The organism is Pantoea sp. X-Soil-ISGK-421 (assembly GCF_059730785.1).
The window spans coordinates 2,710,566-2,733,877 of record NZ_AP035979.1 but is presented as its reverse complement, the minus strand read 5'-3'; the positions used below and the strand labels follow the sequence as shown (position 1 = coordinate 2,733,877).

Genomic DNA, 23,312 nt, shown 5'->3' with positions numbered 1-23,312 from the left:
ATCGGGAAAGCTTAGCGAAAACCCTTATTGGGCAAGACGTTGCGGAGTGAGTAAAGTCACCTCCAGCAGAAATCCTCGTTTCTGCGTCCCTGGAACACTTTTCTGTCGTCTTGTGTTGTCACCGGCTCAGCGTTATTTCTGAGCCGGTTTTTTATTTTGTCGGCAGCGGATGGGTCAGCAGCGTGATGACGCGCGTGCCAGTCAGCCAGAAACGCGCCTGTAGCAACACTTTCGTGGTGTAACGCCCATCAAAATCCTGACACAACCGCAGCGCTGCGCGGCCTTGCTTTATATCCAGTTCCACCACTTCCGCCTGATGAAAATCCATTGGCTGATGCAACTGCGGCCACAGGGCTTTATACAGGCTCTCTTTCAGCGAAAACAACAGCGTAGCAGCCTGCGCAAAAGGCAAGGGTTGCGCCAGCAGGCGCTGCTTTTCCGCCGCGCTCATCAACATCTCGGCGGTTTCATCGGCAGTTCCCTCCGCCATTATCTGCTCAATATCCACACCAACACATAATGGCTCCCGCGTGGCGGCCACTACCGCAACATTGTGCGTGTGCGACAGTGAGGCTTGAATCCCAGCCGGCCACAACGGTGAACGATCCGGTGCATTGCGCAAGATAAAGTGCGGTATACCGAGTTGTGCGATTCTTTGCTGCACCAACCAACGGCTCGCCAGATGCTCGGCTTTGCGTTTGTTAACCGCGCTCTGAAGCGGTGCGGACAGCGGCAGTTGCCATGCCTGATGCAAATCAGCGTGCCAATGTTGTAGATCGAATTCACACCAGGCGATCGGCAATGCATCTGGCGAGATGCCAGCAGCACGGATAAAAGCGGAAGAGGGCAGGGCAAGCGGTGTTTGAGAGGTGAACATAAAAAATCACGGCTGACGGAAAACGTAGTTTTACCAGTCAGCCGGAGTGAGAGCAAGCCAAAGGGGCTCGCCCACTTTTAGTTGTTTGGCGGAATAGCCATACCTTTAATCTGCACCACGAAGTGCTGATGGCCTTTGGTGATGCGCGCACCGCGATCGCACCAGCGGCTGGCCAAACGGAAGAAATCGTCGCTGCCGATATCATAAGCCAGTTCAACCTTATTGATACCCGAGTGCAGGAGCTCTTCCGCATCCTGCAGGTTTTTTGCTTTGATGACCATAGTGGTTTCCATCGAAAAAACAGGAGTGCTAAGAGTAAGAGAGTTCTGTGACAGTTTTGTTTCATTTTGATGAAGCGCGGTCATCTTTATCCCAAAATGTGATCTGGCTCGGATAAGGTTGCTTTCGGTAACTTACTGATTAAGCGCTAATAATCATTCATTCCCTGGCGATAATCTGATAGTGCCTTCGCGGAAATGAATTCAGGTGAACATCGCCAGACTTAACGTAGTCCTTTACTTTGAACATATATGAAATAACATATGTGTTGTATTTTCATTGGAACCTAAGCTGATGCTTCCTGTTCAACTTTTCAAATTGCTTGCCGACGAAACGCGCACGACGATTATTTTGTTATTACGAGAAGCAGGAGAGCTTTGCGTCTGCGACCTCTGCTCAGTCACCCTGCAATCGCAGCCGAAGATTTCACGCCATATCGCCTTGCTGCGTGATGCTGAGCTGATTGTGGATCGACGTGAAGGTAAGTGGATTCACTATCGTCTCTCTCCGCATATGCCGGCCTGGGCTGCATCGATTATCGATACCGCCTGGAATAGCCAACGTGATGAAGTGCGCAAGTCGCTGAAAAACGCCGCCACCACGGGTTGTGAATAATCACCTGATAAATACGAATTTGCGAATATTAAAGGCGTGAGGGGAGCGAAATGTTTCTGGCAACTGCAATTTTTGTTTTAACCATCGTATTTGTCATCTGGCAACCGCGTGGCCTGAGTATTGGCTGGACGGCAACGATCGGGGCTTTACTGGCGTGGGTGGCCGGTGTCATCCAGATAAACGATATTCCCGCTGTCTGGCACATTGTCTGGAATGCCACGGCGGCCTTTATTGCCATCATTATCATCAGCCTGTTGCTGGATGAATCCGGTTTTTTTGAATGGTGTGCTTTACATGTAGCGCGCTGGGGCAATGGGCGAGGTCGGCTGCTGTTCACGTACATCGTGTTACTCGGCGCATGTGTGGCTGCGCTTTTTGCCAATGATGGTGCTGCTCTGATACTGACACCAATAGTTATCGCGATGCTGCTGGCGTTAGGCTTCGGTAAAGGCGCAACATTGGCTTTTGTCATGGCAGCAGGTTTTATCGCCGATACGGCGAGCTTGCCATTGATCGTGTCTAATCTGGTCAATATCGTTTCTGCTGATTTCTTCAAATTGGGATTCAACGATTACGCAGCGGTAATGGTGCCGGTTGATATTGCCGCTATCATCGCGACGCTGGCGGTGCTGCACCTTTTCTTCCGAAAAGATATTCCTGCCCGCTATGAACTTTCACGACTTAAACGACCCACTGAAGCCATAAAAGATCCCGCCACCTTTAAAGCCGGTTGGCTGGTGTTGTTGCTGCTCTTGTTGGGTTTTTTCCTGCTAGAGCCGATGGGTATTCCGGTCAGCGCAATCGCGTCGCTTGGTGCGTTGATTCTCTTTATCGTTGCCAAAAGAGGTCATGCTATTAACACCGGGAAGGTGTTACGCGGCGCTCCCTGGCAGATTGTTATTTTCTCGCTTGGCATGTATCTAGTGGTGTATGGCCTCAAAAATGCCGGGCTGACATCCTATCTCACCGATTTATTGAATGACTTTGCTCATCGCGGCTTATGGTTTGCCACCTTTGGTACCGGTCTGGTTACCGCGCTGCTTTCATCCGTGATGAATAATATGCCGACGGTGCTGGTGGGCGCGCTGTCGATTGACGCTAGCGCGGCGCAAGGCGTAGTAAAAGAAGCGATGATTTATGCCAATGTTATCGGTTGCGATCTTGGGCCGAAAATTACACCCATTGGCAGTCTTGCCACATTGCTTTGGCTACATGTTCTTGATCAAAAGAACATCAAAATTAGCTGGGGTTACTATTTTCGCGTTGGCGTGGCGATGACACTACCCGTACTGCTTGTTACGCTCGCTGCACTGGCACTTCGCCTCACGTTGTCTCACTAAGCCGAGAAACACCATGACGGACATCACTATTTACCACAACCCAGCGTGTGGAACCTCACGCAATACGCTTGCGTTAATCCGTAACAGCGGAGTTGAACCCTCCGTGATTTTGTATCTTGAGACGCCGCCCGACAGCAAAACGCTCAAGGCCTTGATTAGCGCAATGGGTATCAGTACCCGTGCGTTATTGCGTAAGAATGTTGAACCCTACGAACAGTTGGGTTTGGCGGAGGAGCGTTTCAGCGATGAGCAATTAATTGAGGCGATGGTGAATACGCCCATTTTAATAAATCGTCCCATTGTCGTATCGCCGCTAGGCACTCGCTTGTGCCGACCTTCAGAGCTCGTCCTCGATATTCTGCCAGATGCGCAGCAGGGCGCGTTCACAAAAGAAGACGGCGAAAGGGTGATAGATGATAAAGGAAAGAGAGTGCATCCAACCAGCTAGCTGACAATAAAAAAGCAGCCCTAAAGGCTGCTTTTTTGGGGATTTTGGTCGGCACGAGAGGATTTGAACCTCCGACCCCGGACACCCCATGACCGTGCGCTACCAGGCTGCGCTACGTGCCGAACGAGGAAGAATATTACTGTTTCCGCGCAAGATTGCAATATCAGCAGAATTTAACTGCCTCATAATTAATCAGTTTGCGACAAAGCGTTTCTCTTCCGTCAGTACCTGCAGCAACAGCGCCAGCTGCGGTTTATGATCTTTTAGCTTGTTACCCTGCGCATCATAGGCGCTGTAGCTGCCATTGTTATTCAGCACCAGCGTCACGGTTGGCGTAGTGACCACCAACTTGCCATCCTCGCTACTCGCCACCCAATCATGGCTGCGTTGCGCGGCAAACAGATCCTCACCCTGCGAGTAATTTGCGGGGTTAGTGCGTACATGCAGCAGACGCTGCATCAGCGTGGTCATCACGTCCTGCTGATCGGTGAGGCGATCGATAGTTTGTGCCGGCGTATTCGGCCAGTGCACCACCAGCGGTACCTGCAACGTCGCACGATTACCGGGATTATCATCGTTGCTATCCAGATTGACCGCACGCTGAGCGGTAATCACCACCACAGTATTTTTTAATAAGTCGCGTTGTTGCAGCGTTTGCAGCACAGAACTGATTTGCTCATCAACACCGCTTGCCTGACGTGCGTAACTACGTTGGCGCGCCTTCAGATTGTCGCCATTCACCGCAACACCATTCAGGGCAATCCAGGAGAACCACGGTGCGCTATTCGCTTTCTGACCATTAATCCAGTTTTGCCACTGAGTCACGGTGGTGCTATTCGGCTGGGTATCGGCCTGCGGTAACGAGTAATCGGCTAACAATGCCTGACGATACAACGGTTGGCTAAAGCCATCTGATGAGAACAAGCCAAATTGATAGCCTTGCGCGTTTAACGCATTGAGCAGGGCGGAAGGTGTGCGTGAGGCTAAGACGCCATCTATATAGCTGGAAGAGATGCCGTAGAATAAGCCAAATAAGCCTTTTTCTGGCTGCAGACCAGCACTGTAATGCTGGGTGAAGCGTACATTTTCGCTGGCGAACTGATTGAGTGACGGCAGCGCCTTTTCCACCGTGGCGTTGTTCAGGCCATCAACCGTCAGCACCAGCAGATTGTGGCGTGTACCGCCATCACGGAACGTTATATCACTCAGCGGATACTGCAATGACAACGCTTCCGGATCGCCCTGTTGCACCAAACGGCGCTGATACTCTTGCGCATCCAGCAAGCCATGACGCTCAAGGAAGCGACGTGCGGTCATTGGATAGGAGAGCGGAAGATTGGCGCGCTGCATGGTAATTGGGCGATAGAAATTGGCATCGGCCCAGATATAGAGCAGATGACTGGCGAAGAAGGCACTGATAAACAGGGCGGCCAGCGGTTTACCGAACGAGCGCCGATTAAGACTGCGCAGCTTTTGCCAGCTCCAGGTCGCGAACAGCATCTCGACGAGGAAAATCAGCGGCACGCTGATAAACATCAGTTGCCAGTCGCGCGCCATCTCGCTTTGATCGGGGTTGATGACCAACTCCCACACCACCGGATTGAGGTGCAAATGGAAACGGCTGAATACTGCGCTATCAACCATGATCAGCGTCAGCCCGGCGGTGGCAATGATCGCCGACAACACCCTAAGCAATCGCTGCGACATTACCACAAAGGTGAGCGGGAAAATGATCAGCAGATAACCGGCAAAGACGATGAAACTGAAATGACCGATCCAGCTGGTATATGCATAGATACGTCCCGCGAGTGACGCGGGCCAGTCGGCGACCAACAGGTAGCGGCTGCCTAAAATTAACGCGAAGATAATATTAAACAGGGCAAACCAATGCCCCCAGCCGATCATCTGGGAGACTTTTTCGCGGTAGCGCTGCCGGTTGGTTACCATATTATGAGGTCAAATCTGCATATTAATGAGCGTTATCGTCGCGTACGGATGACTGCAGCGCATCCGCGAAAGATCGTGCCAAAGTACGGCGTTGAGCCGGTGAAACGCTGGTATTGATCAAGTTAGTTACCATGTTACCCAATACCATCAGGGAAAGGTCGGTTGGCGCTTTGTCTTTTTCAAGAATCTGCGCCATCTCTGCGAGGAGCTTTTCCACGCGTTCGTCACTGTAACGGGATGATTGTGGCATATCGTCGTCTAATCAAGGGTGAAAAGGCGGTATATTACCGTAACAACGTACTTTTTTCCGCAATTTTATCGCAAGCAGAGCGATCAGTTTGTGCTGGCAGTTGAAAGCGGCTGCGGGCGGTGTTTGAATACGCGCCTGAGCTAAAAGGAGAGTCTACCATGAGTCTGGATATCAACCAGATTGCCCTGCATCAGTTAGTTAAACGTGATGAAAACCAGCTGGAACTGGTACTGCGCGACACCTTGCTGCCGGCAACCCGCGCGGTTGAAGAGATGGCAGAAGAGTTGCATCGGGTTTACAGCGCCAAAAGCAAAGCTTACGGCCTGTTTAACGAAGAGAGCGAACTGGCCGATGCGTTGCGTAATTGCCGCAAAGGGGAAGATGACTTTCTGGCGTTTAGCCGTGCTGCTACCGGTCGTCTGCGCGATGAGTTGAGCAAGTATCCATTTGCGGAAGGGGGCGTGGTGCTGTTCCTGCACTATCGCTATCTGGCCGTCGAGTATTTGCTCATTGCGGTATTGAACAGCCAGTCGAGCATGCGTGTCAACGAGCAGCTTGATATCAGCAGCACGCATTATCTCGATATCAATCATGCGGATATCGTGGCGCGTATCGATCTTACCGAGTGGGAAACCAATCCGGAATCCACCCGTTACTTAACCTTCTTGCGCGGTCGCGTGGGGCGCAAAGTGGCGGATTTCTTCATGGATTTCCTGGGTGCCAGCGTTGGTCTGGATACCAAAGCGCAAAACCGCGGGCTGCTGCAAGCGGTAGACGATTACTGCGCCGAATCTGACCTCGATAAAAACGAGCGTCAGAACTACCGCCAGCAGGTTTACAGTTACTGCAACGATCAGCTGCAGGCGGGTGAAGAGATTGCGCTGCACGATCTTTCCAGCGAATTACCGCCGCTGGGGGAGAAAACCTTCCAGGCTTTTACTCAGGAACAAGGTTACGAGCTGGAAGAGACGTTCCCAGCCGATCGCAGCACGCTGCGTCAGTTAACCAAATTTGCCGGCAGCGGCGGCGGACTGACCCTGAATTTTGACGCCATGTTGCTCGGCGAACGTATTTTCTGGGATCCAACTACCGATACGCTGACCATCAAAGGCACGCCACCGAATCTGCGCGATCAGCTACAACGTCGCACCAGCAGCAAATAAAAAATGCCGGGTGAATCACCACCCGGCATCTCTCCTCTTGCGTACGATTTTAGAATGTATAACTCAGTGTGCTGTCCAGCGCGCTATTGGTGCTGAAGTTGCCGCCGCTGCTGTGTTTAGCGTTCACGCTCAGCGACCAGTTTTCACTGAGTTCACCCTCAATCCCGACACGGAACCGGTAGCGGTTATCCCCCCAGCTTTGATAATCACGGCTGGCGTGGCTGTCTGCTAGCGTCAGCGTTGAAGCGCTGCTGCCCGGCGAGAACTGCTTGCTGACACTGGCGTACAGTGAAATACCCGGTAACGCCGCACCTAACCCGCGCTGCTTAATTTCAATGCCGGGCGTCACGCTCCACGGCGTAGCCGCCGCGAGCTTGACGTCAACGTCGTAACCTTGCAGCTGATAACCTGGCATGTATCCCACGCTGGTTTCCAGATTCGGTGCTAGCGTTAAAGCATCGCTAAGCGCAAAGCGATGTCCCAGCTTCGCACCGGTGAGCAGCATGTGGCTGCTACGCTGTGAACCTTGAATTGCCAGCGCCGGATCGAGATGCAAATCCTGACGCAGATGGAGATAGCGTGCGGCGATATCGGCAAACCAGCCGTTGTCTGCCAGCCAGGTTGCGTAGCTGCCCAGCGTGCTCAGCTGATGGCTGACCGATCCTTCACCTTTGGCGCTGCCTTGTCCGCGGCTGGCCATCACGCCTAAGCGCCAGAGGCCTTGTTGTGTATCGGCACCCAGTTCAGCGTTCTGCTGGTTAATTTTCACGCCGCCGATACCGCCACGATTGTGACTGACGTTACCCCAGACGCCGGACATCTGCGGATCGTTACGCAGCATCCCGGCGCGGTCGTGCAATGTGTTAGCCGTCTCGTTAATTATGTAGTGACGTGAGGCGAGCAGGGCACGGGTATGGTTAATTAATGCCTGATTCGCGCTGACGTTGAACCAATCTTCGGGATTACCCGGTTCCGGCACCGGATCGATCACCGGCTCAGGTTTCGGTTCAGGAACGGGATCGATCACCGGCTCAGGTTTCGGTTCAGGAACGGGATCGATCACCGGCTCAGGTTTCGGCTCAGGAACGGGATCGATCACCGGTTCAGGTTTCGGCTCAGGAACCGGATCGATAGTCGCTTCCGGGGTTTTCACAATCACCCATTTCACCCGGCCCTGCTCCTCAATAACCTGATGATGGGGTGAATAGATGGAAAAGCCACGCATCACCGGAGACAAAGTGAAGTAATCATGAGCAGTGCCTGCGGGGGCATTCAGCAGGACGATATCGTTACGCACGACCTTCGGGAACGTCTCGCCCAGCATAAAGCCGAGGTCGATGGTGTTACCTGAACCCTGTGCGGATTTAACAATGTACAGACTGTCACTGATCCCGGTTTGCGGAGCAATGCCGAGGCCGATTTGCAGATTGCTGGCATCCAGATGTTCGACCATCAGCTGCTTTGCCGTCCATGTCAGCGCCTGCGTCGCCAGGGTAGAGATAATGCCACCGTGAGCAGCGCTTAACCGCGGGAAAGCGCTGCTGGCGGTCATGTGCCAGAACGCGGTGCTATCCATATTGACGCTGGCGAAAGGCTTGCCGTTGATGCTGCCGGTATAATTGACTTTACCCAGATGGAGCTGCGCATTATCTCCAAGTTGAATATCGCCTTCAACGATACTGGCGGGCAGTCTACTTAACTGCGTAGCATCACGCTGAGCGACAGCACAATCACCGATATTGCTGCCATAGGGGGTGAAGCAACGTAAAATTTTTTGCCTATCATCATGGCTCTGGTTATAGCCCAAAGATATCAGGCTGTTCGCGCCTGCCTGGATGTCCGCTTTGACCTCGGCATATTCGCCAACCTGCACACGGGTATTATCCGCCGCAATGATCGTTTTGGCGTTAAATGAAGAGGTGTACCAGTCATCCTCAATTATCGCTCCACCAGCGTGGGGAACAGGCTGGCCGGACAGCGACAGCGTGCCGCCATTCACATTAATATTGCCGTTCAGATTAGCCCCGCCGACCAGGGCGAGCGTTGAACTAGCGATCGAGGGCGCAAACGTCACATCCATCTTGCCGTTAATGCTATCGGCATCGCTTGCCCCGAGATAGCCGCGATAAATAAGCTGGTTGTAAAATGAGGCGCGGTAGGCTTTAGCTTCTTCCGCATCAAAACCGATGTATTTCCAGTAATTATTATCTTGTTGATTGGTGGGGAACCAGCTGTAATTATTGCGCAGCAACTGAAAATATTCGTAGCGCTTAGAAACGCTATTCCAATCAATATAAATATCGCCAACCTTTCCGAGACGGTCACCCGACCACTCCCGTATTGGAATGTCATCCGGGACATATCCGGTGACAGTCAGGTTAACGGATTTGTCGGCATCTTCATTAACTATGTGAGCACCACCATCGGTATGGTTGATGAGCTTCATTTGTATATCATTGCCGTGCAGGTCGAGCTTCCCACCACGATATCCAAAGAAAACTTGATCGCCATCGATCTGATTTTTGCCCTGAAGCACCACGGTTGGACGTCCGCTAGTAATGTACAGTTTTGAAAAAGCACGCTGATTACCGCTATCGTCAGGTTGCTGATCAAGAATTACCGTACCGTCACCCACATTGAGGCCACCGGCATTGTTGCCCTTAGCATTAACGTGCAGCGTTCCAGCACCAATTTTATGCAGGTCATCATCTGCTAAGCCATTAACTTGCCAAAGCACTCGCTTGCCGTTATCTACCTCGATGCCGCCGCCAACCCAGGTGGCGTCGATACCTTCAGCCGACTTCAGCGTGTAGTTATTGGAGAACTGCAGTTTGCCTGCACCAAGATTAACCGCATCGTTCAGGACAATATCGCCGCCGGCACCGTTAAAGCGGAGATCTTTGCTGGCATCCAGTTCATCAAACGTGGCAGCAGAAGGAGCCAGATGACGATATTTTTCCTCAAGTCCCTGCCAGCCCCAGGATTTGCTACCTTGTTTAATGCTTCCAGTGAACCAGTCAATTTGCCCTTGATTTATCTCATCAATCACATCTGGGGAGGTATTAGCCGCTACAATACTGTCGTAGAAACCATCGGGAATTAATGCTCCTCTTGCTTGTTTGTCGTAAGGAATTTGAGAAGGGGAGCCAGCCGAATGCACGCCTGCTAATTTCCATTTTTTATCTACTTGGTCATAGACGTAATAAGGGCTACCACTATCACCTGACATAGTCGACATTGATAACGGGGAAGAGAGACGATGACCGGGTGCATATTGAATAAAATAGAAATAGTTTTTGGTAAACTCGATGGCATCGATATTTATAGTTCCACCAGTCAAGAAATCATAAGCACTTCCGACCGGTATCAATGAGGTAAGATCATCACTAATTTGCCGTTGATAACCTGCTCCAGCACGAACGTAGGCAACATAACGTTCTTTATGGCCTGTCTTAAGTTCACTCGTTTCAACGCGATCGACTGGGGCTGCCTCCGTCACGACTTTTATCAGACGAGACGCTTTAAAATCCTGGTCGATAGATTTATCAACCGGATTATGGTTGATAATTGCATACTTCTTTGAAAACTCAGACGGTCCACCATAAGCAGGATTCAAGCTTTGCTCATGCCGAGCGCCTAAAATATAAGATGATCCAGTAAGGGCAGAAAAACCGCGGCGAGCAATACTGCTCATATCCGGCATTGGGAAATTAAGAAATGCCTCAAAATCACCATTTTTTTTATAAATTGGGATATTCGCTTCACCAATGCGGTATTTACCCAGATTCTCGGCAAAATCACGATAATCCTGCACATCAATATCGTGCCGCATAATTCCGGCGTGGGAGGCGAGACAATAAAAAAATGTCCCGTAGAAGAGGGTAGGGGCTATTTTCACACACGTTCCTTTTAGCTGAGATCCTGGGCAAAGCAGGAAATAAGCCGCGATGATTTCAGGAACGACGGCAGAAGCCGGTGCAGAACGGTCTTAAATTATTTAATCAGTCTGGACTGGCGATAAAGAGCGGAAAAGAGAGCAGAAGTGTGAGGGGAGTAAACAACAGGCAAAATAAAAGGGCCGGTTTCGCAACCGGCCCTTCTACTTTCAACTCATTCAGCGATTAGGCGCGAACGAAGTCAATGTGGTGCAGTTTTGGCTTGAACGGATGACGCTGTACCGCCTGAGCTTTAACTTTGATCTCTTTACCATCAACAGCGATGGTCAGCACTTCAGTGTAGAACTCAGGTTTCACCTGCACGTTCATTACTGCGTCGTGATCGAGTTCGATAGCAACGGGTGCTTCATTTCCGCCATAGATGATGGCTGGGAATTTGTTTGCTACACGCAGGCGGCGGCTCGCACCCTTACCCTGGTCTTTACGTACTTCAGCGTTAATAGTGAACATTTGGTATCTCTTCAATAGTTCCTGCTACAGGCGACCCAGCAACAGGACGGTTATTCAAACTGCTTTTACGGATGCAAAAGCGGGCGGCATTATAGCCCCAATGGGGTCGCAGGGGCAAATGATTCCGCCACTCAACGCAGCTCATTGGCGCGACGATAACGACCTTGATAATCAAACATTTTTTCGCGGATCTGCCAAAAATGGCCTTTAGCGCGCGCCACCACGAAGTCCGGATGGCGCAATAACGGCTGCAGGGCGATCACATCCGCAGCGGTTTGCCAACCCAGTTCCACGCCCGGCGCGCGCTGGTGCGGACGCATAAACACCTGTTCGAAAGCTTTACGTTGCGCCGGCGTTTGCAGGCGAAAACGCTCGCTAACGCTGGTGCCATCTTCATCAAAATAAGTGGCTTTCAGCCATTCGCCTTTATCATCGCGTCCTTGTTCCAGCGTCATGCCTGCACAACGTAACACGCGCGCATCTTTCAGTTTCAGCGCGGCTTTCAGCATGTCATCCGCATCGACCAGAATTTTGTCGCATTCATTGCAGCGCCGCGCGGCAATATCATTCTCGGCACCGCAATCCGGGCAGCTTTTAAAGCGGAAGCGGTAATCACACTGTTCACGCTCGCCTTCATCATCTTCCTGCACGCCCTGACAGCGGCGACCAAAATGCTCGATGATGTGACCATCTTCGGTTGCTTTGCCCCAGAACGTGTTGGCAAATCCGCAGGCAGGACAGAAAACCTGCACCGGCTGATTATCGCTGGCTCCTTTTGGCGCACCCACTTCGGGCGTGAAAAGATCGTGCGGGTTCCCTGCGTAATCAAGCACCAGACAATCGGTTTTGCCCGGCGCAAGACGTAAGCCGCGACCCACAATCTGCTGATACAGGCTGACGGATTCGGTAGGGCGCAGAATGGCGATTAAATCAACATGGGGCGCGTCAAAGCCTGTGGTAAGCACCGCGACGTTGACTAAAAACTTCAGCTGCTGGGCTTTAAATTCACCAATCAAGCGGTCACGATCTTTCACCGCCGTTTCCGCCGAGACCAGCGCGCTATTTTCAGGCAGCAGCGTGAGGATCTCACGCGCATGTTCCACGGTGGAGGCGAACACCATTACGCCACGTCGATCTTCAGCAAACTCAACGATCTGTCGGATGATATGCGGCGTCACGCGATGCTGTTGTTTCAGTTCGCGGTTGAGGTCGGCTTCGCTAAACAAACCATTATTTTGCGGGATCAGGCGGCTAAAATCGTACTGCACCACCGGCATATCTAGCCGCTCCGGCGGTACCAGAAAGCCGTGTTTGATCATATAGCGCAGCGGCAGCTCATAAATACAGTCGCGGAACAGCGCTTTCTCATCCCCGCGCACCATACCGTGATAGTGGAACTGATAAATCCAGCCTTTGCCGAGACGGAACGGCGTGGCGGTCAAACCCAATAAGCGCAACTGTGGATTGTGTTGCCGCAGGTGGGCGAACAGGAGCTGATACTGGCTCTCCTCGTTATCGCTGATGCGATGACACTCATCGACAATCACCAGTGAAAACGCGCTGTCGAAGCGATCGAGATTGCGCGCGACCGACTGCACGCTGCCAAACACCACTTTGCTTTCGCTCTGTTTGCGCTGCAGACCCGCGGCGAAGATATCTGCCTCAAGGCCGTAGGCCTGATATTTGCTGTGATTCTGCTCCACCAACTCTTTAACGTGGGCCAGCACTAATACCCGTCCGCGTGCTAACCGTGCCAGTTCAGCAATCACCAAACTCTTACCTGCACCGGTCGGCAGCACAATGACCGCAGGCGTAGCATGGCGGCGAAAGTGGTTGAGGGTGGCGTCAACCGCCTCTTGTTGATATGGGCGCAGGGTGAATGACATCGGGGCAAACTTTTTTCTGGAACGGAGGCGCATTATGGCATGAAAGCGCCTGAAACGCAGGATCGGCTCTGTTAGCGTTCATTGGTTCCCGCTATACTGCCCACACTTTCTTAACGGACAAAAACACCGTTTCAGTTTCCCCCGCAGTAACAGGCAAAGCGAATTCATGCGACTCGAAAAATTCATATCTCAGCAACTGGAAGTTAGCCGTGCTATCGCCGGACGCGAAATCCGCGCCAAAAAAGTCACCATCAACGGCGAAGTCGTGCGCGATGCGGCTTACAAAGTATTGCCAGACGATGAAGTCGAATACGACGGTAATCCGCTGGTGGTGCAGCAAGGCCCGCGCTATTTCATGCTGAACAAGCCGCAGGGCTACGTCTGCTCCACCGACGATCCCGATCATCCTACCGTGCTGTTCTTTATTGAAGAACCTGCGGCGTTCAAGCTGCATGCGGCAGGTCGTCTGGATATCGACACTACCGGCTTAGTGCTACTCACTGACGATGGTCAATGGTCGCACCGCATTACTTCACCCAAACACCATCTGGAAAAAACCTATCTGGTGGAAGTGGAGGAGCCGATTGATCCTGCGCTGGTTGAGAAGTTCGCTGCGGGTGTACAGCTGCACAACGAAAAAGAGCTCACCAAACCGGCGGTGCTGGAAATTCTTGATGAGAAGGCGGCACGTCTGACGATCAGCGAAGGGCGCTATCATCAGGTTAAGCGCATGTTTGCCGCCATGGGAAACCATGTTTCAGCGCTGCATCGTGAACGTATTGGTGACATCGAGCTGGATGACGATCTCGGTGAAGGTGAATATCGTGAATTGACTCAGCAAGAGGTCGACAGCATCGGCCTGCCAGAAGAACTTAAACAACGCAAATAGCGGGAGAACGCGGTGCGCAAGGAAAAGAATTCACCGGTCGGTTTAGTGGTCATCCTCGGATTGCTGGCGATGCTGATGCCGCTTTCTATTGATATGTATCTGCCGGCAATGCCGCAAATCGCTCACGAGTTTGCGGTTTCGGCGGGCAGCGTGCAGATGACGCTAAACCTTTACATCCTCGGTTTTGCCATTGGCCAGTTAGTCTATGGTCCTTTGGCAGACAGTTACGGACGTAAACCGGTGATTGTGCTGGGAACGCTGATCTTTGCCTGCGCCGCTGCGGCTTGTGCACTGTCACAAACCATCGATCAACTGATCTTTATGCGCTTCCTGCACGGCTTATCTGCCGCCGCTGCCAGCGTAGTGATCAACGCCTTAATGCGCGATACCTACTCCAAAGAGGACTTCTCGCGCATGATGTCCTTCGTGATGCTGGTGACGACCATTGCGCCGCTGCTGGCACCGATTATCGGTGGCTGGTTGCTGCTACTGTGGAACTGGCACGCCATCTTTTGGACGCTGGCGGGTGCCGCGCTGATCACCACGGTGCTGGTGATGACACAAATCCGTGAAACGCTCAAGCCCGAGCAGCGTCAGCGCTTTCATCTGCGTACCACACTGGGCAACTTCGTGGCCTTGGTACGCCACAAGCGCGCGTTTAGTTACATGCTGGCGAGCGGCTTCTCCTTCGCTGGCTTGTTTACATTCCTCAACGCCGGTCCGTTCGTTTACATTGAAGTGAACCACGTTTCACCGCAAAACTTCGGTTACTATTTTGGCCTGAATGTGGTGTTCCTGTTTGTGATGACGCTGATCAACAGCCGCGCAGTGCGTCGCTTTGGCCCGGTGAAGATGTTCCGCATGGGATTGGTGATTCAGTTTGCGATGGGTGTTTGGATGCTGATCTCCAGCGCGCTGGATTTTGGTTTCCTGTCGCTGGTGTTTGGCGTGGCGATGTTTATTAGCTGCGTTTCAACGGTGTCGTCGAATGCGATGGCGGTGATTCTTGATGAGTTCCCGCATATGGCTGGCACGGCTTCCTCGCTGGCCGGAACGCTGCGCTTTGGGGTGGGCGCGTTGGTGGGCGCGCTGCTCTCATTAGTCAGCATTAACAGCGCCTGGCCCATGGTTGCCACGATTGCGCTGTGCGCCACGATATCTATCGTACTCTTCACCTACGCGTCAAGACCCCATCATTCGGTTTAAGCGGGCCAGGTCGCCATGAATGGCGACCCTACATGCATGAAATCCCACGTTTTTCCGCAGGGTCGCCATTCCTGGCGACCTCACCCATGACAAATTCCACCCCGCCGCTCGCGAATCTCCATTCATTCGTTATGCTTAATGTTTCCATTATGTGAAAATTTAGAGATAAAAAAGTAACAATAATGCGTCTAAAATGATTGTTAACAGCCGCCGAACACGGTAAACATAGGCATAAATGTGAGAAGCCTCGCAATTTATAAAGAGGCTACCTATTTTTTGCTTAAAACGAGAAGGCAAACCACGTCCATATTCTGAGCTAACCAGGTTGGGATTCACCGCGTTATGCCGTCGTTGTGAATAAAGTTAACGTCTCTGGGGGCCGTATAACTATGCTGCAACTTTCTGTTGTGCATCGCTTGCCACAACATTACCGCTGGTCGCTTGAACATGCGGGTGAAATTGAGCGTCAGGAAACTGCGAATGGCGTTCATGCCGAAGATTTAGTCGTGCTGCGCCTGTTGAGTCACGATGGTCATCCGGCGCTGGAAATTTTGCATCAGCTAAAAGAAATGCTGGCGCACATTCAGGTCGAATGCAAAATCGCCCAGTGTGAAGGGCAACCCTGTCTGCTGATTCAACGCGATGACGAAAGCGCAGCTAACTGCTGTCTGAAAAATCAGGGTGTTGCCATCGCCGAAACCTTTGATGGTCACTGACTAAGATCTTTCCCCTGCGCGGACGCCAATAGCTGACGCGTGTAGTCGGCTGTCGGTGCGTTGAACAACACCTCACAATCACCTTGCTCAACAACCTCGCCCTGGCGCAGCACAATCAGCTGATGACAGAGCGCGCGCACCACCTGCAAATCATGACTGATAAATAGATAGGCAAGCTGATGCTGATGCTGTAAACGACGCAGTAAGGTCAGAATTTGCTTCTGCACTGAGCGGTCCAGCGATGAGGTGGGTTCATCCAGTACAATCAGCTGCGGCTCAAGTATCAACGCACGGGCGATAGCGATGCGCTGGCGCTGGCCACCTGAAAACTCCGCCGGATAGCGCGAACGGCTGTCGGCATCGAGCCCTACTTCCTGCATCACCGCAATCACCTTCGCTTCCTGCTCGGCATCGCTTAATTCTGGACGATGCACGGCTAAACCTTCCGCGATCACCTGTTGCACCGTCATCCGTGGATTGAGTGAAGAATTAGGATCCTGAAACACCACCTGAATGCGTTGGCGCAGCGGCAGTAATTGTTTTGGCGAAAGCTGATGCAACGGCTGGTCCTCAAACCAGATCTCACCGCGCGCAGCGATTAAGCGCAGCAGCGCCAGGCCAGTGGTGCTTTTGCCCGATCCTGATTCACCGACTAACCCGAGACTTTCACCGCGACGCAGGGTAAAGCTGAGATCCTTAAGCGCTATCTTCTCTGCCACGGTACGTCGCAGTAATCCACGCCTGATTGGGAAACCAACCTGCAGGTTTTTCACTTGCAACAGCGGCTTCGCATCCAGCAGCGGCACCGGTTGGCCATCCGGCTCGGCGGCAATCAGTTCGCGCGTATAAGGTTGTTGCGGCTGGCTAAACAGCAAATCGCAACGATTGTGTTCCACACCGCGACCATTACGCATCACCGTAACGCTATGCGCCAGCTGACGCACAATATTCAGGTTATGGGTGATGAACAGCATGCCCATGTTTAGCTCACGCTGCAGCTCGCGCAGCAGTTGTAGAATCTGCGCCTGCACCGTCACATCCAGCGCGGTGGTCGGTTCATCGGCGATAAGCAGCGTCGGCTGTGTCAGTAGCGCCATGGCGATCATCACGCGTTGCCGCTCGCCGCCAGAAAGCTGGTGCGGGAAATCCTGCAGACGCGACGCTGCATTGCGAATGCCGACGCGATCAAGGCAGCTCAACATTTCGCCACGCGCGGCTTCACGCCGCATACCGCGATGCACCGACAGCACTTCATACAGCTGCTTTTCCACGTTATGCAGCGGATTAAGCGACACCATCGGCTCCTGAAAAATCATCGCCATTTGATTGCCACGCAGCCCGCGCATCGTGCGTTCGCTGGCCTGCAAAATATTCTCGCCGTTGAACAGGATTTCGCCGTGCGGATAATTAACCGGCGGCTGCGGCAATAAGCGCATGATCGACAGCGCAGTCACGCTCTTACCGGAGCCAGATTCGCCCACCAGCGCCAGCGTTTCGCCGGCATCGATCTGCAGCGAAATGTCTTCCACCACGCGGCGATCCTGAAAGGCCACCGCCAGATGATTCACCGTTAGCAGGCTCATTTAACGTCCTCGGCTCGGGTCAAAGGCATCGCGTACCGCTTCGCCGATAAAGATCAGCAGCGACAGTAGCAAGGCGAGGGCAAAGAAGCCCGCCAGTCCCAGCCACGGCGCCTGTAAATTGTTTTTGCCTTGTAACAGCAGCTCACCCAGTGAAGGTGATCCGACCGGCAAACCAAAACCGAGGAAGTCCAGCGAGGTCAGCGTAGTGATGGAACCGCAAAGAATAAAGGGCAGAAACGTCAAGGTGGCGACCATGGCGTTTGGCAGCATATGGCGCAACATAATGCGGCTGTCGCTAACGCCAAGCGCACGGGCCGCGCGGATATAATCATAATTGCGTGCGCGCAGGAATTCAGCGCGCACCACGCTCACCAGACTCATCCAGCCAAACACCACCGTAACCAGCAGCAACCACCAGAAACCGGGCTGAATCACGCTGGAGAGCAGAATCAGCAGGAACAGTGAAGGCATGCCGGACCACACCTCAATCAGACGTTGACCGATGAGATCAATGAGTCCACCAAAATAGCCTTGTAGCGCACCCACCACGATGCCAATCACGCTGGAGAACAGTGTCAACATGATGCCGAACAGCAATGAGATACGCGTGCCATACAATAAACGCGCCAGTACATCGCCACCGTTAGCATCGGTGCCGAGCCAGTTTTGTGCCGAAGGCGGAGAAGGGAAGGGCACATCAGTAGCGAAGTTGATGGTGCTGTCGCTAAAACGAATGGGTGCCCAGATCGCCCAACCTTGCTGATCGATGCGCTGTTTTAGCCACGGATCCTGATAATCAGCGGGCGTAGAGAAATCGCCGCCATAATCACTTTCGCTGTAATTGAACAGCAGCGGCATGTACCAGCGCTGCTGATAATGCACCAGCAGCGGTTTGTCATTGGCCAGCAACTCGGCACCCAGTGACAGGACAAAAATGATCAGGAAAATCCACAGCGACCAGTAACCGCGACGGTTATGGCGAAAACGCTGCCAGCGCTGCTGATTAACAGGAGATAAGCGCATCAGCGTCCCTCAAAATCGATACGCGGATCGACCAGCGTGTAGGTCAGATCGCTGAGAATGTTCATCAGCAGGCCAATCAGGGTGAAGATGTAGAGCGAGCCGAACATCACCGGATAGTCGCGTTGAATGGTGGCATCGTAGCCGAGCAGGCCCATACCATTGAGTGAGAACATCACCTCTATCAACACCGAACTGGTGAAAAACATGCTGATAAAGGTGGCGGGGAAACCGGCGATCACCAGCAGCATGGCATTACGGAACACGTGGCCGTACAGTACGCGCTTCTCATCCAGCCCTTTGGCACGCGCGGTGACCACATATTGTTTACGGATCTCATCAAGAAACGAGTTTTTAGTCAGCATGGTTAGGGTAGCGAAACCGCCAATCACCGTGGCCAGTACCGGCAGCGTAATGTGCCACAGGTAATCGGTAATTTTGCTGAACCACGGCAGCGAATCAAACTGCGGTGATGTCAGGCCGCGCAGCGGGAACCAGTCGAAGTAGCTGCCGCCTGCGAACAGTACGATCAGCATGATGCCGAATAAAAAAGCCGGGATTGAATAGCCAATGATGATAAAGGTGCTGCTCCAGATATCAAAAGCGCTGCCGTTACGCACCGCTTTTTTGATGCCAAGCGGAATCGACACCAGATAAATGATCAAGGTACTCCACAATCCAAGGCTGATAGAGACCGGTAAGCTCTCTTTGATTAACTGCAACACCGATGCGCTACGGAACAGGCTGTCGCCGAAATCAAACCGAATGTAATTCCACAGCATTTCGCCGTAACGCTGCAGTAGCGGTTTATCGAAGCCGTAACGATGCTTAATCTCGGCGATCACTTCTGGATCAAGGCCGCGTGCGCCACGATATTGGCTGTCGCCGGGATTATCACGCATCAGCGTACCTCGCGCGCCGCTGTCGCTGCCGCCCGAGCCGGGGATGCCGGTGCTGTGGCCAAACTGCACGTTCGCTAACGCCTGATCCACCGGGCCGCCCGGCGCGATTTGCACAATAAAGAAGTTCAGAGTGATGATCGCCCACAGCGTGGGAATGATCAGCAGTAACCTGCGTAGAAAATAGGCTGCCAAACCGTGCTCCTCAGCGTCGATCGGCCGGTAATTGTCCGGCTTTATTTACATCGTACCACCAGTTTTCCAACCCGGTAGCAAACGCAGGTTTAATCTCGGGATGGGAAAACTTGTCCCAGTAAGCCATGCGATCTTCAGCGCTGTACCACATGGGAATCATGTAGGCATTCCACAGCAGGATGCGATCCAGCGCCTGGCCGAGCGGCAGCAGCGCTTTCTCATCGCCCTGATGCTCAACGATTTGCTGTACAAAGTGGTCGACGATCGGATCTTTCACGCGCGGCGTATTCCACGATGAATCAATAAATTCAGACTGCCAGATCGTCCGCAAGCTGGTAGAAGGCCAAGGCATCGCGTAGTAGAGCGACGGGATCATATCGTAGTCACCTTCGCGTAAACGGCGTAAATATTGCGAGCTGTCAATCTGGCGCAGCGAGACCTGAATACCCAGCCGTTCGAGGCTGTGCTGAAACGGCAGCGCCCAGTCATTTTGCGTGCCGCTGCGCATCAGCAATTCGAAACGAAACGGCTGGCCGGTTTTGACGTTCACCAGTTGCTGATTTTTAATCTCCCAGCCTGCTTCTTTCAGCAGATTTCGGGCTTTTAACAAGTTGCCACGATCGAAACCGCTGCCGTCAGAACGTGGCGGCGCATACTCGTTGTTAAATACTTCAGGCGGCAACTGCGCTTTGTAAGGCGCCAGTAGAATCAACTGCTCGGCTTTGGGATAACCTTGCGCTGCATATTCGGTGTTCTGGAAATAGCTGTTGGTGCGTTTGTAAGCGCCATAAAAAAGCGCTTTATTCATCCACTCGAAATCGAACGCCAGCGTAATGGCTTCGCGCACGCGACGATCGGCGAATAACGGTTTTTCATTATTGAACGCCAGCCAACGCGCGTCGGTGGAAACCGTATTGGGAATGGTCGATTTGACGATGGCGTGGCTATCAAAGTTGCGGCCGCGATATTGCGTGGCCCATTTCTTCGCCGAGCTCTCTTCACGTAAATCGTAAGCGCCTGCTTTGAAGGCTTCGAACGCCACGTTGTCATCGAGGTAATAATCATAACGAATCGTGTCGAAGTTAAAGCGTCCGCGATTCACCGGCAGATTGGCAGCCCAATAATCTTTCACCCGACTGTATTGGATAAACTGACCCGATTTATACGCGGTCACGCGATAAGGCCCGCTGGCGAGCGGCGGATAACCAATCGGCTCATTAAATTTTTTGTTTTGCCAGAATTTTTCAGGGATGACCGGCAGCGTTAGCCAGCTAAGGACGCGGTCTTTATCCGGCTTCGGCATGTCGATGCGCACGGTTAGGCGGTTAAGCGCTTTGACTTGCACATCGCGAAATGCCACGCGGAACTGCGGCACACCTTCGGTCATAAATTTCTGGAAGGTGAAAGCCACATCCTGCGCGGTGATGGCTGTACCGTCCTGAAACTGCGCATGGGGATTGATCGAGACCTCCATCCAGCGATAGTCATCTGGATAGCGCGCGGATTCAGCGATCAGTGGATAGTAACTGCCGGGCTCATCATCGGAGGTGGTAAACAAGCCGTCGTACAGTGTGTCGGAGCCAATGCCAGGATTGCCACGCGAGGCGAAGCGATTAAAGTTGTCGTAGGTACCGACCACCGCCAGAGTTATTTTGCCGCCTTTGGGCGCGGCGGGATTGGCATAATCGTAATGCGTAAAATTCACCGCATACTTCGGCTCGCCCAACTTAGCGAAGGCATAGCTTTCGTTGATGGTTGCGGCATGTAGCGGCGCAAGGGCGCTACATACGAACAACGCTGTGACAAGGCGCAGCAGCATAAGTGGGGCGATCTCCTGTGGTATTCCGCACGTTATGGTAGCAGTTTCATGGGGTTCGCGTGATGTTAACTCAACGCGCGCTGGCGTTGGTAATAGCTAACGAGATTTTCTGGTCGCAGCGGCCGACTGAACAGATAGCCCTGTAAATGCGTCACGCCGCGATTGACCAGCCACGCCGCCTGATCGCCGGTCTCTACGCCTTCGGCCACGGTTTTTAGGTTGAGCTTCTTTGCCAGCAGCAGTACCGCATCCAAAACCGGCGAAGTCACGGTTTCCGTGCCAATACTTTGCACAAAACCACGATCAATCTTCAGGTAGTCGAACGGATATTTTTCCAGGTAGATCAGCGCACTGTGGCCGGTGCCAAAATCATCAATCGCAATCTTAAAATTGTGCGCGTGTAGCCAGGCAAACACTTCTCCCGCATTTTTTTCACCCACCATAGTGCGTTCAGTAATTTCAAACACATAGTTAAAATGGTTGGCGGGCATGGCGTTAATCCATTCTTGCACGTCATGGCGGAAACTGTCCGAGGCAAGGTGCAATGGCGAAAGATTGAGGCTCAGGCGTGTGCCGTGCGGCAGTTGTTTACAGAGAAATTGTGCATCGCGCGCCACCAGCGTAAACAGATGGCGGGTAAGCGGAATAATCAGATTCTGCGCCTCGGCATAGCCGATAAACACATCGGGCGGGATCATGCCTTCTGTGGGATGTGTCCAGCGCAGCAGCGCTTCTACGCCGTACGGTTGACCATCATGCGCGGTAACCAAGGGTTGATACTCAACATGGAAATGGCCGCGCTTGATGGCTTGCATAATCTCTTTGCCAGGGCGCTGCTGTCGGGTGAGCAATAGCCAGCTTACAGCGGAAACCAGCAGGGAGAAGAGTAAGCCGGTCAGCAGCGTCAGCGAATAATCCCGCGACGCTAAGGTGCGACCAAACAACATAAAGTGCAGGGCGCCATCTTCGAACGCCATTTCGTGCAGCGGCGCAGGTAAATCACTGACGTTAACGACCTGATTGCTGCCGCTCAGTAGCGCCTTATTGCCAATTACCAGCGCCATCCCGGTGATTTCTGGATGATAAGAGGCCAGCAATTGATAGGGAGTCAGGCTGATGTTCATGGTGGCGAGAATACCCGTTTCTGCGGATCCTGGATTTTTTACCCACAACGCCAGTGCCGGTTTAGTTGGCAGCAAGGGTGTGCCTTCCAGCAAGCGTATATCACGATCGCGTTCCAGTTCAGATTCGGGAGAGATATCGTTAGCCGCCATCAGGAAAGCGCCGGTGGCAGAAGAGCAGTATGCATCACCGTTACGTACCAGGAGAATGGCACGAAGGTTGCCGGCGAAGGCGGCGCGAGATGTGAGTTCACGGCTGACGCTACTGCACGCTAATTGGGTGTATTGCTGTAATGGATAAAGTGTATCGACCAGGTTGGTGAGCACCTGTTGTAAATCGTCGCGGCTATGCGTCAATAGCTGTTCATGTTGGTGTAAGCGTTTTTGCCAGGTCAGTGTTAACAGAACGGTGACAAAAAGCAGAAAGAATACCGCGCCGATGATCGCGCTACTCCAGGCAATGCGGCGCGCATAGCTCGCATGACCTTTTAATGTTCCCGACAGTGGCATGGAGTGCATTCCCCTTGTCTTGCCATTTTTTATTATGTTTATCGTTTGGTCTCTACCCACTTTCAGGCCGCAGCCACGCTGGCTGCATTGCGATATAGGGGTATCAGGAAGTCAACGAGAATATAACGAGAGCGCGAAGATTG

The 23,312-nt window shown here is 52.7% G+C and carries 19 protein-coding genes and 1 tRNA gene; 7 read left to right on the top strand and 13 right to left on the bottom strand.

What is annotated here, in order from left to right; translation table 11 throughout:
• Positions 1–151: 151 nt before the first annotated feature.
• Positions 152–877, bottom strand: a complete 726-nt coding sequence (locus AC6I8K_RS12720; RefSeq protein ID WP_497826845.1) for a 4'-phosphopantetheinyl transferase family protein — start codon at positions 875–877, stop codon at positions 152–154.
• 77 nt (positions 878–954) lie between these two features.
• The gene (locus AC6I8K_RS12715; RefSeq protein WP_008105079.1) at positions 955–1,158 is read right to left on the bottom strand and encodes a hypothetical protein; all 204 of its coding nucleotides are present in this window, start codon (positions 1,156–1,158) and stop codon (positions 955–957) included.
• A gap of 289 nt (positions 1,159–1,447) precedes the next feature.
• Between AC6I8K_RS12715 and AC6I8K_RS12710 the strand changes: the two genes are divergently transcribed.
• The 3 genes from AC6I8K_RS12710 to arsC are packed head-to-tail and all read left to right on the top strand — an operon-like array spanning position 1,448 to position 3,559.
• Entirely contained in the window at positions 1,448–1,771 is a 324-nt protein-coding gene (locus AC6I8K_RS12710) for a metalloregulator ArsR/SmtB family transcription factor (protein ID WP_064739666.1), read from the top strand.
• A 50-nt stretch (positions 1,772–1,821) separates the two neighbouring features.
• The gene (locus AC6I8K_RS12705) at positions 1,822–3,111 is read left to right on the top strand and encodes an arsenic transporter (protein ID WP_497826844.1); all 1,290 of its coding nucleotides are present in this window, start codon (positions 1,822–1,824) and stop codon (positions 3,109–3,111) included.
• A gap of 13 nt (positions 3,112–3,124) precedes the next feature.
• Positions 3,125–3,559 (top strand): glutaredoxin-dependent arsenate reductase, encoded by a 435-nt coding sequence (gene arsC, locus AC6I8K_RS12700; protein ID WP_497826843.1) that lies wholly within the window; start codon positions 3,125–3,127, stop codon positions 3,557–3,559.
• Between the two features lie 45 nt (positions 3,560–3,604).
• Here arsC and AC6I8K_RS12695 read toward each other — a convergent pair.
• The 3 genes from AC6I8K_RS12695 to AC6I8K_RS12685 all read right to left on the bottom strand — a co-directional run bounded on the left by AC6I8K_RS12695 (position 3,605) and on the right by AC6I8K_RS12685 (position 5,756).
• A tRNA-Pro gene (locus AC6I8K_RS12695) sits at positions 3,605–3,681 on the bottom strand.
• Between the two features lie 70 nt (positions 3,682–3,751).
• Entirely contained in the window at positions 3,752–5,506 is a 1,755-nt protein-coding gene (yejM, locus tag AC6I8K_RS12690; protein ID WP_483817773.1) for an LPS biosynthesis-modulating metalloenzyme YejM, read from the bottom strand.
• 22 nt (positions 5,507–5,528) lie between these two features.
• Positions 5,529–5,756 (bottom strand): YejL family protein, encoded by a 228-nt coding sequence (locus AC6I8K_RS12685; RefSeq protein ID WP_036648480.1) that lies wholly within the window; start codon positions 5,754–5,756, stop codon positions 5,529–5,531.
• A 158-nt stretch (positions 5,757–5,914) separates the two neighbouring features.
• Here AC6I8K_RS12685 and yejK point away from each other — a divergent pair, with 158 nt between their 5' ends.
• The gene (yejK, locus tag AC6I8K_RS12680) at positions 5,915–6,919 is read left to right on the top strand and encodes a nucleoid-associated protein YejK (RefSeq protein WP_064739299.1); all 1,005 of its coding nucleotides are present in this window, start codon (positions 5,915–5,917) and stop codon (positions 6,917–6,919) included.
• A gap of 49 nt (positions 6,920–6,968) precedes the next feature.
• Here yejK and AC6I8K_RS12675 read toward each other — a convergent pair whose 3' ends face one another.
• The 3 genes from AC6I8K_RS12675 to radD all read right to left on the bottom strand — a co-directional run bounded on the left by AC6I8K_RS12675 (position 6,969) and on the right by radD (position 13,211).
• On the bottom strand, positions 6,969–10,817 hold the full coding sequence (locus AC6I8K_RS12675) for a S6 family peptidase (RefSeq protein ID WP_497826842.1): 3,849 nt from the start codon (positions 10,815–10,817) through the stop codon (positions 6,969–6,971).
• A 223-nt stretch (positions 10,818–11,040) separates the two neighbouring features.
• On the bottom strand, positions 11,041–11,325 hold the full coding sequence (rplY, locus tag AC6I8K_RS12670) for a 50S ribosomal protein L25 (protein ID WP_455844757.1): 285 nt from the start codon (positions 11,323–11,325) through the stop codon (positions 11,041–11,043).
• Between the two features lie 131 nt (positions 11,326–11,456).
• The gene (gene radD / locus AC6I8K_RS12665) at positions 11,457–13,211 is read right to left on the bottom strand and encodes a DNA repair helicase RadD (protein WP_497826841.1); all 1,755 of its coding nucleotides are present in this window, start codon (positions 13,209–13,211) and stop codon (positions 11,457–11,459) included.
• A 166-nt stretch (positions 13,212–13,377) separates the two neighbouring features.
• On the opposite strand from radD, the gene rsuA reads away from it, so the two are divergent.
• The 3 genes from rsuA (at position 13,378) to AC6I8K_RS12650 (ending at position 16,022) form a co-directional block, all read left to right on the top strand.
• On the top strand, positions 13,378–14,100 hold the full coding sequence (gene rsuA, locus AC6I8K_RS12660; protein WP_497826840.1) for a 16S rRNA pseudouridine(516) synthase RsuA: 723 nt from the start codon (positions 13,378–13,380) through the stop codon (positions 14,098–14,100).
• A 12-nt stretch (positions 14,101–14,112) separates the two neighbouring features.
• Positions 14,113–15,306 (top strand): Bcr/CflA family multidrug efflux MFS transporter, encoded by a 1,194-nt coding sequence (locus AC6I8K_RS12655; protein ID WP_497826839.1) that lies wholly within the window; start codon positions 14,113–14,115, stop codon positions 15,304–15,306.
• A 389-nt stretch (positions 15,307–15,695) separates the two neighbouring features.
• Positions 15,696–16,022 (top strand): YejG family protein, encoded by a 327-nt coding sequence (locus tag AC6I8K_RS12650; RefSeq protein ID WP_064739293.1) that lies wholly within the window; start codon positions 15,696–15,698, stop codon positions 16,020–16,022.
• Here the strand turns inward: AC6I8K_RS12650 and yejF are convergent.
• The 5 genes from yejF to pdeN all read right to left on the bottom strand — a co-directional run bounded on the left by yejF (position 16,016) and on the right by pdeN (position 23,169).
• The gene (yejF, locus tag AC6I8K_RS12645) at positions 16,016–17,605 is read right to left on the bottom strand and encodes a microcin C ABC transporter ATP-binding protein YejF (protein WP_497826838.1); all 1,590 of its coding nucleotides are present in this window, start codon (positions 17,603–17,605) and stop codon (positions 16,016–16,018) included. The genes AC6I8K_RS12650 and yejF overlap by 7 nt on opposite strands.
• Positions 17,606–18,628: an ABC transporter permease gene (locus AC6I8K_RS12640; protein WP_064739291.1), complete on the bottom strand. Its 1,023-nt coding sequence runs from the start codon at positions 18,626–18,628 to the stop codon at positions 17,606–17,608.
• Positions 18,628–19,719, bottom strand: coding sequence for a microcin C ABC transporter permease YejB (locus tag AC6I8K_RS12635; protein WP_497826837.1), 1,092 nt, complete (start codon positions 19,717–19,719; stop codon positions 18,628–18,630). The genes AC6I8K_RS12640 and AC6I8K_RS12635 overlap by 1 nt, the downstream gene beginning before the upstream one ends.
• 10 nt (positions 19,720–19,729) lie before the next feature.
• Positions 19,730–21,538 (bottom strand): extracellular solute-binding protein, encoded by a 1,809-nt coding sequence (locus tag AC6I8K_RS12630; protein ID WP_497826836.1) that lies wholly within the window; start codon positions 21,536–21,538, stop codon positions 19,730–19,732.
• 65 nt (positions 21,539–21,603) lie between these two features.
• Positions 21,604–23,169: a cyclic di-3',5'-guanosine monophosphate phosphodiesterase PdeN gene (gene pdeN / locus AC6I8K_RS12625; protein WP_497826835.1), complete on the bottom strand. Its 1,566-nt coding sequence runs from the start codon at positions 23,167–23,169 to the stop codon at positions 21,604–21,606.
• Positions 23,170–23,312 lie beyond the last annotated feature (143 nt).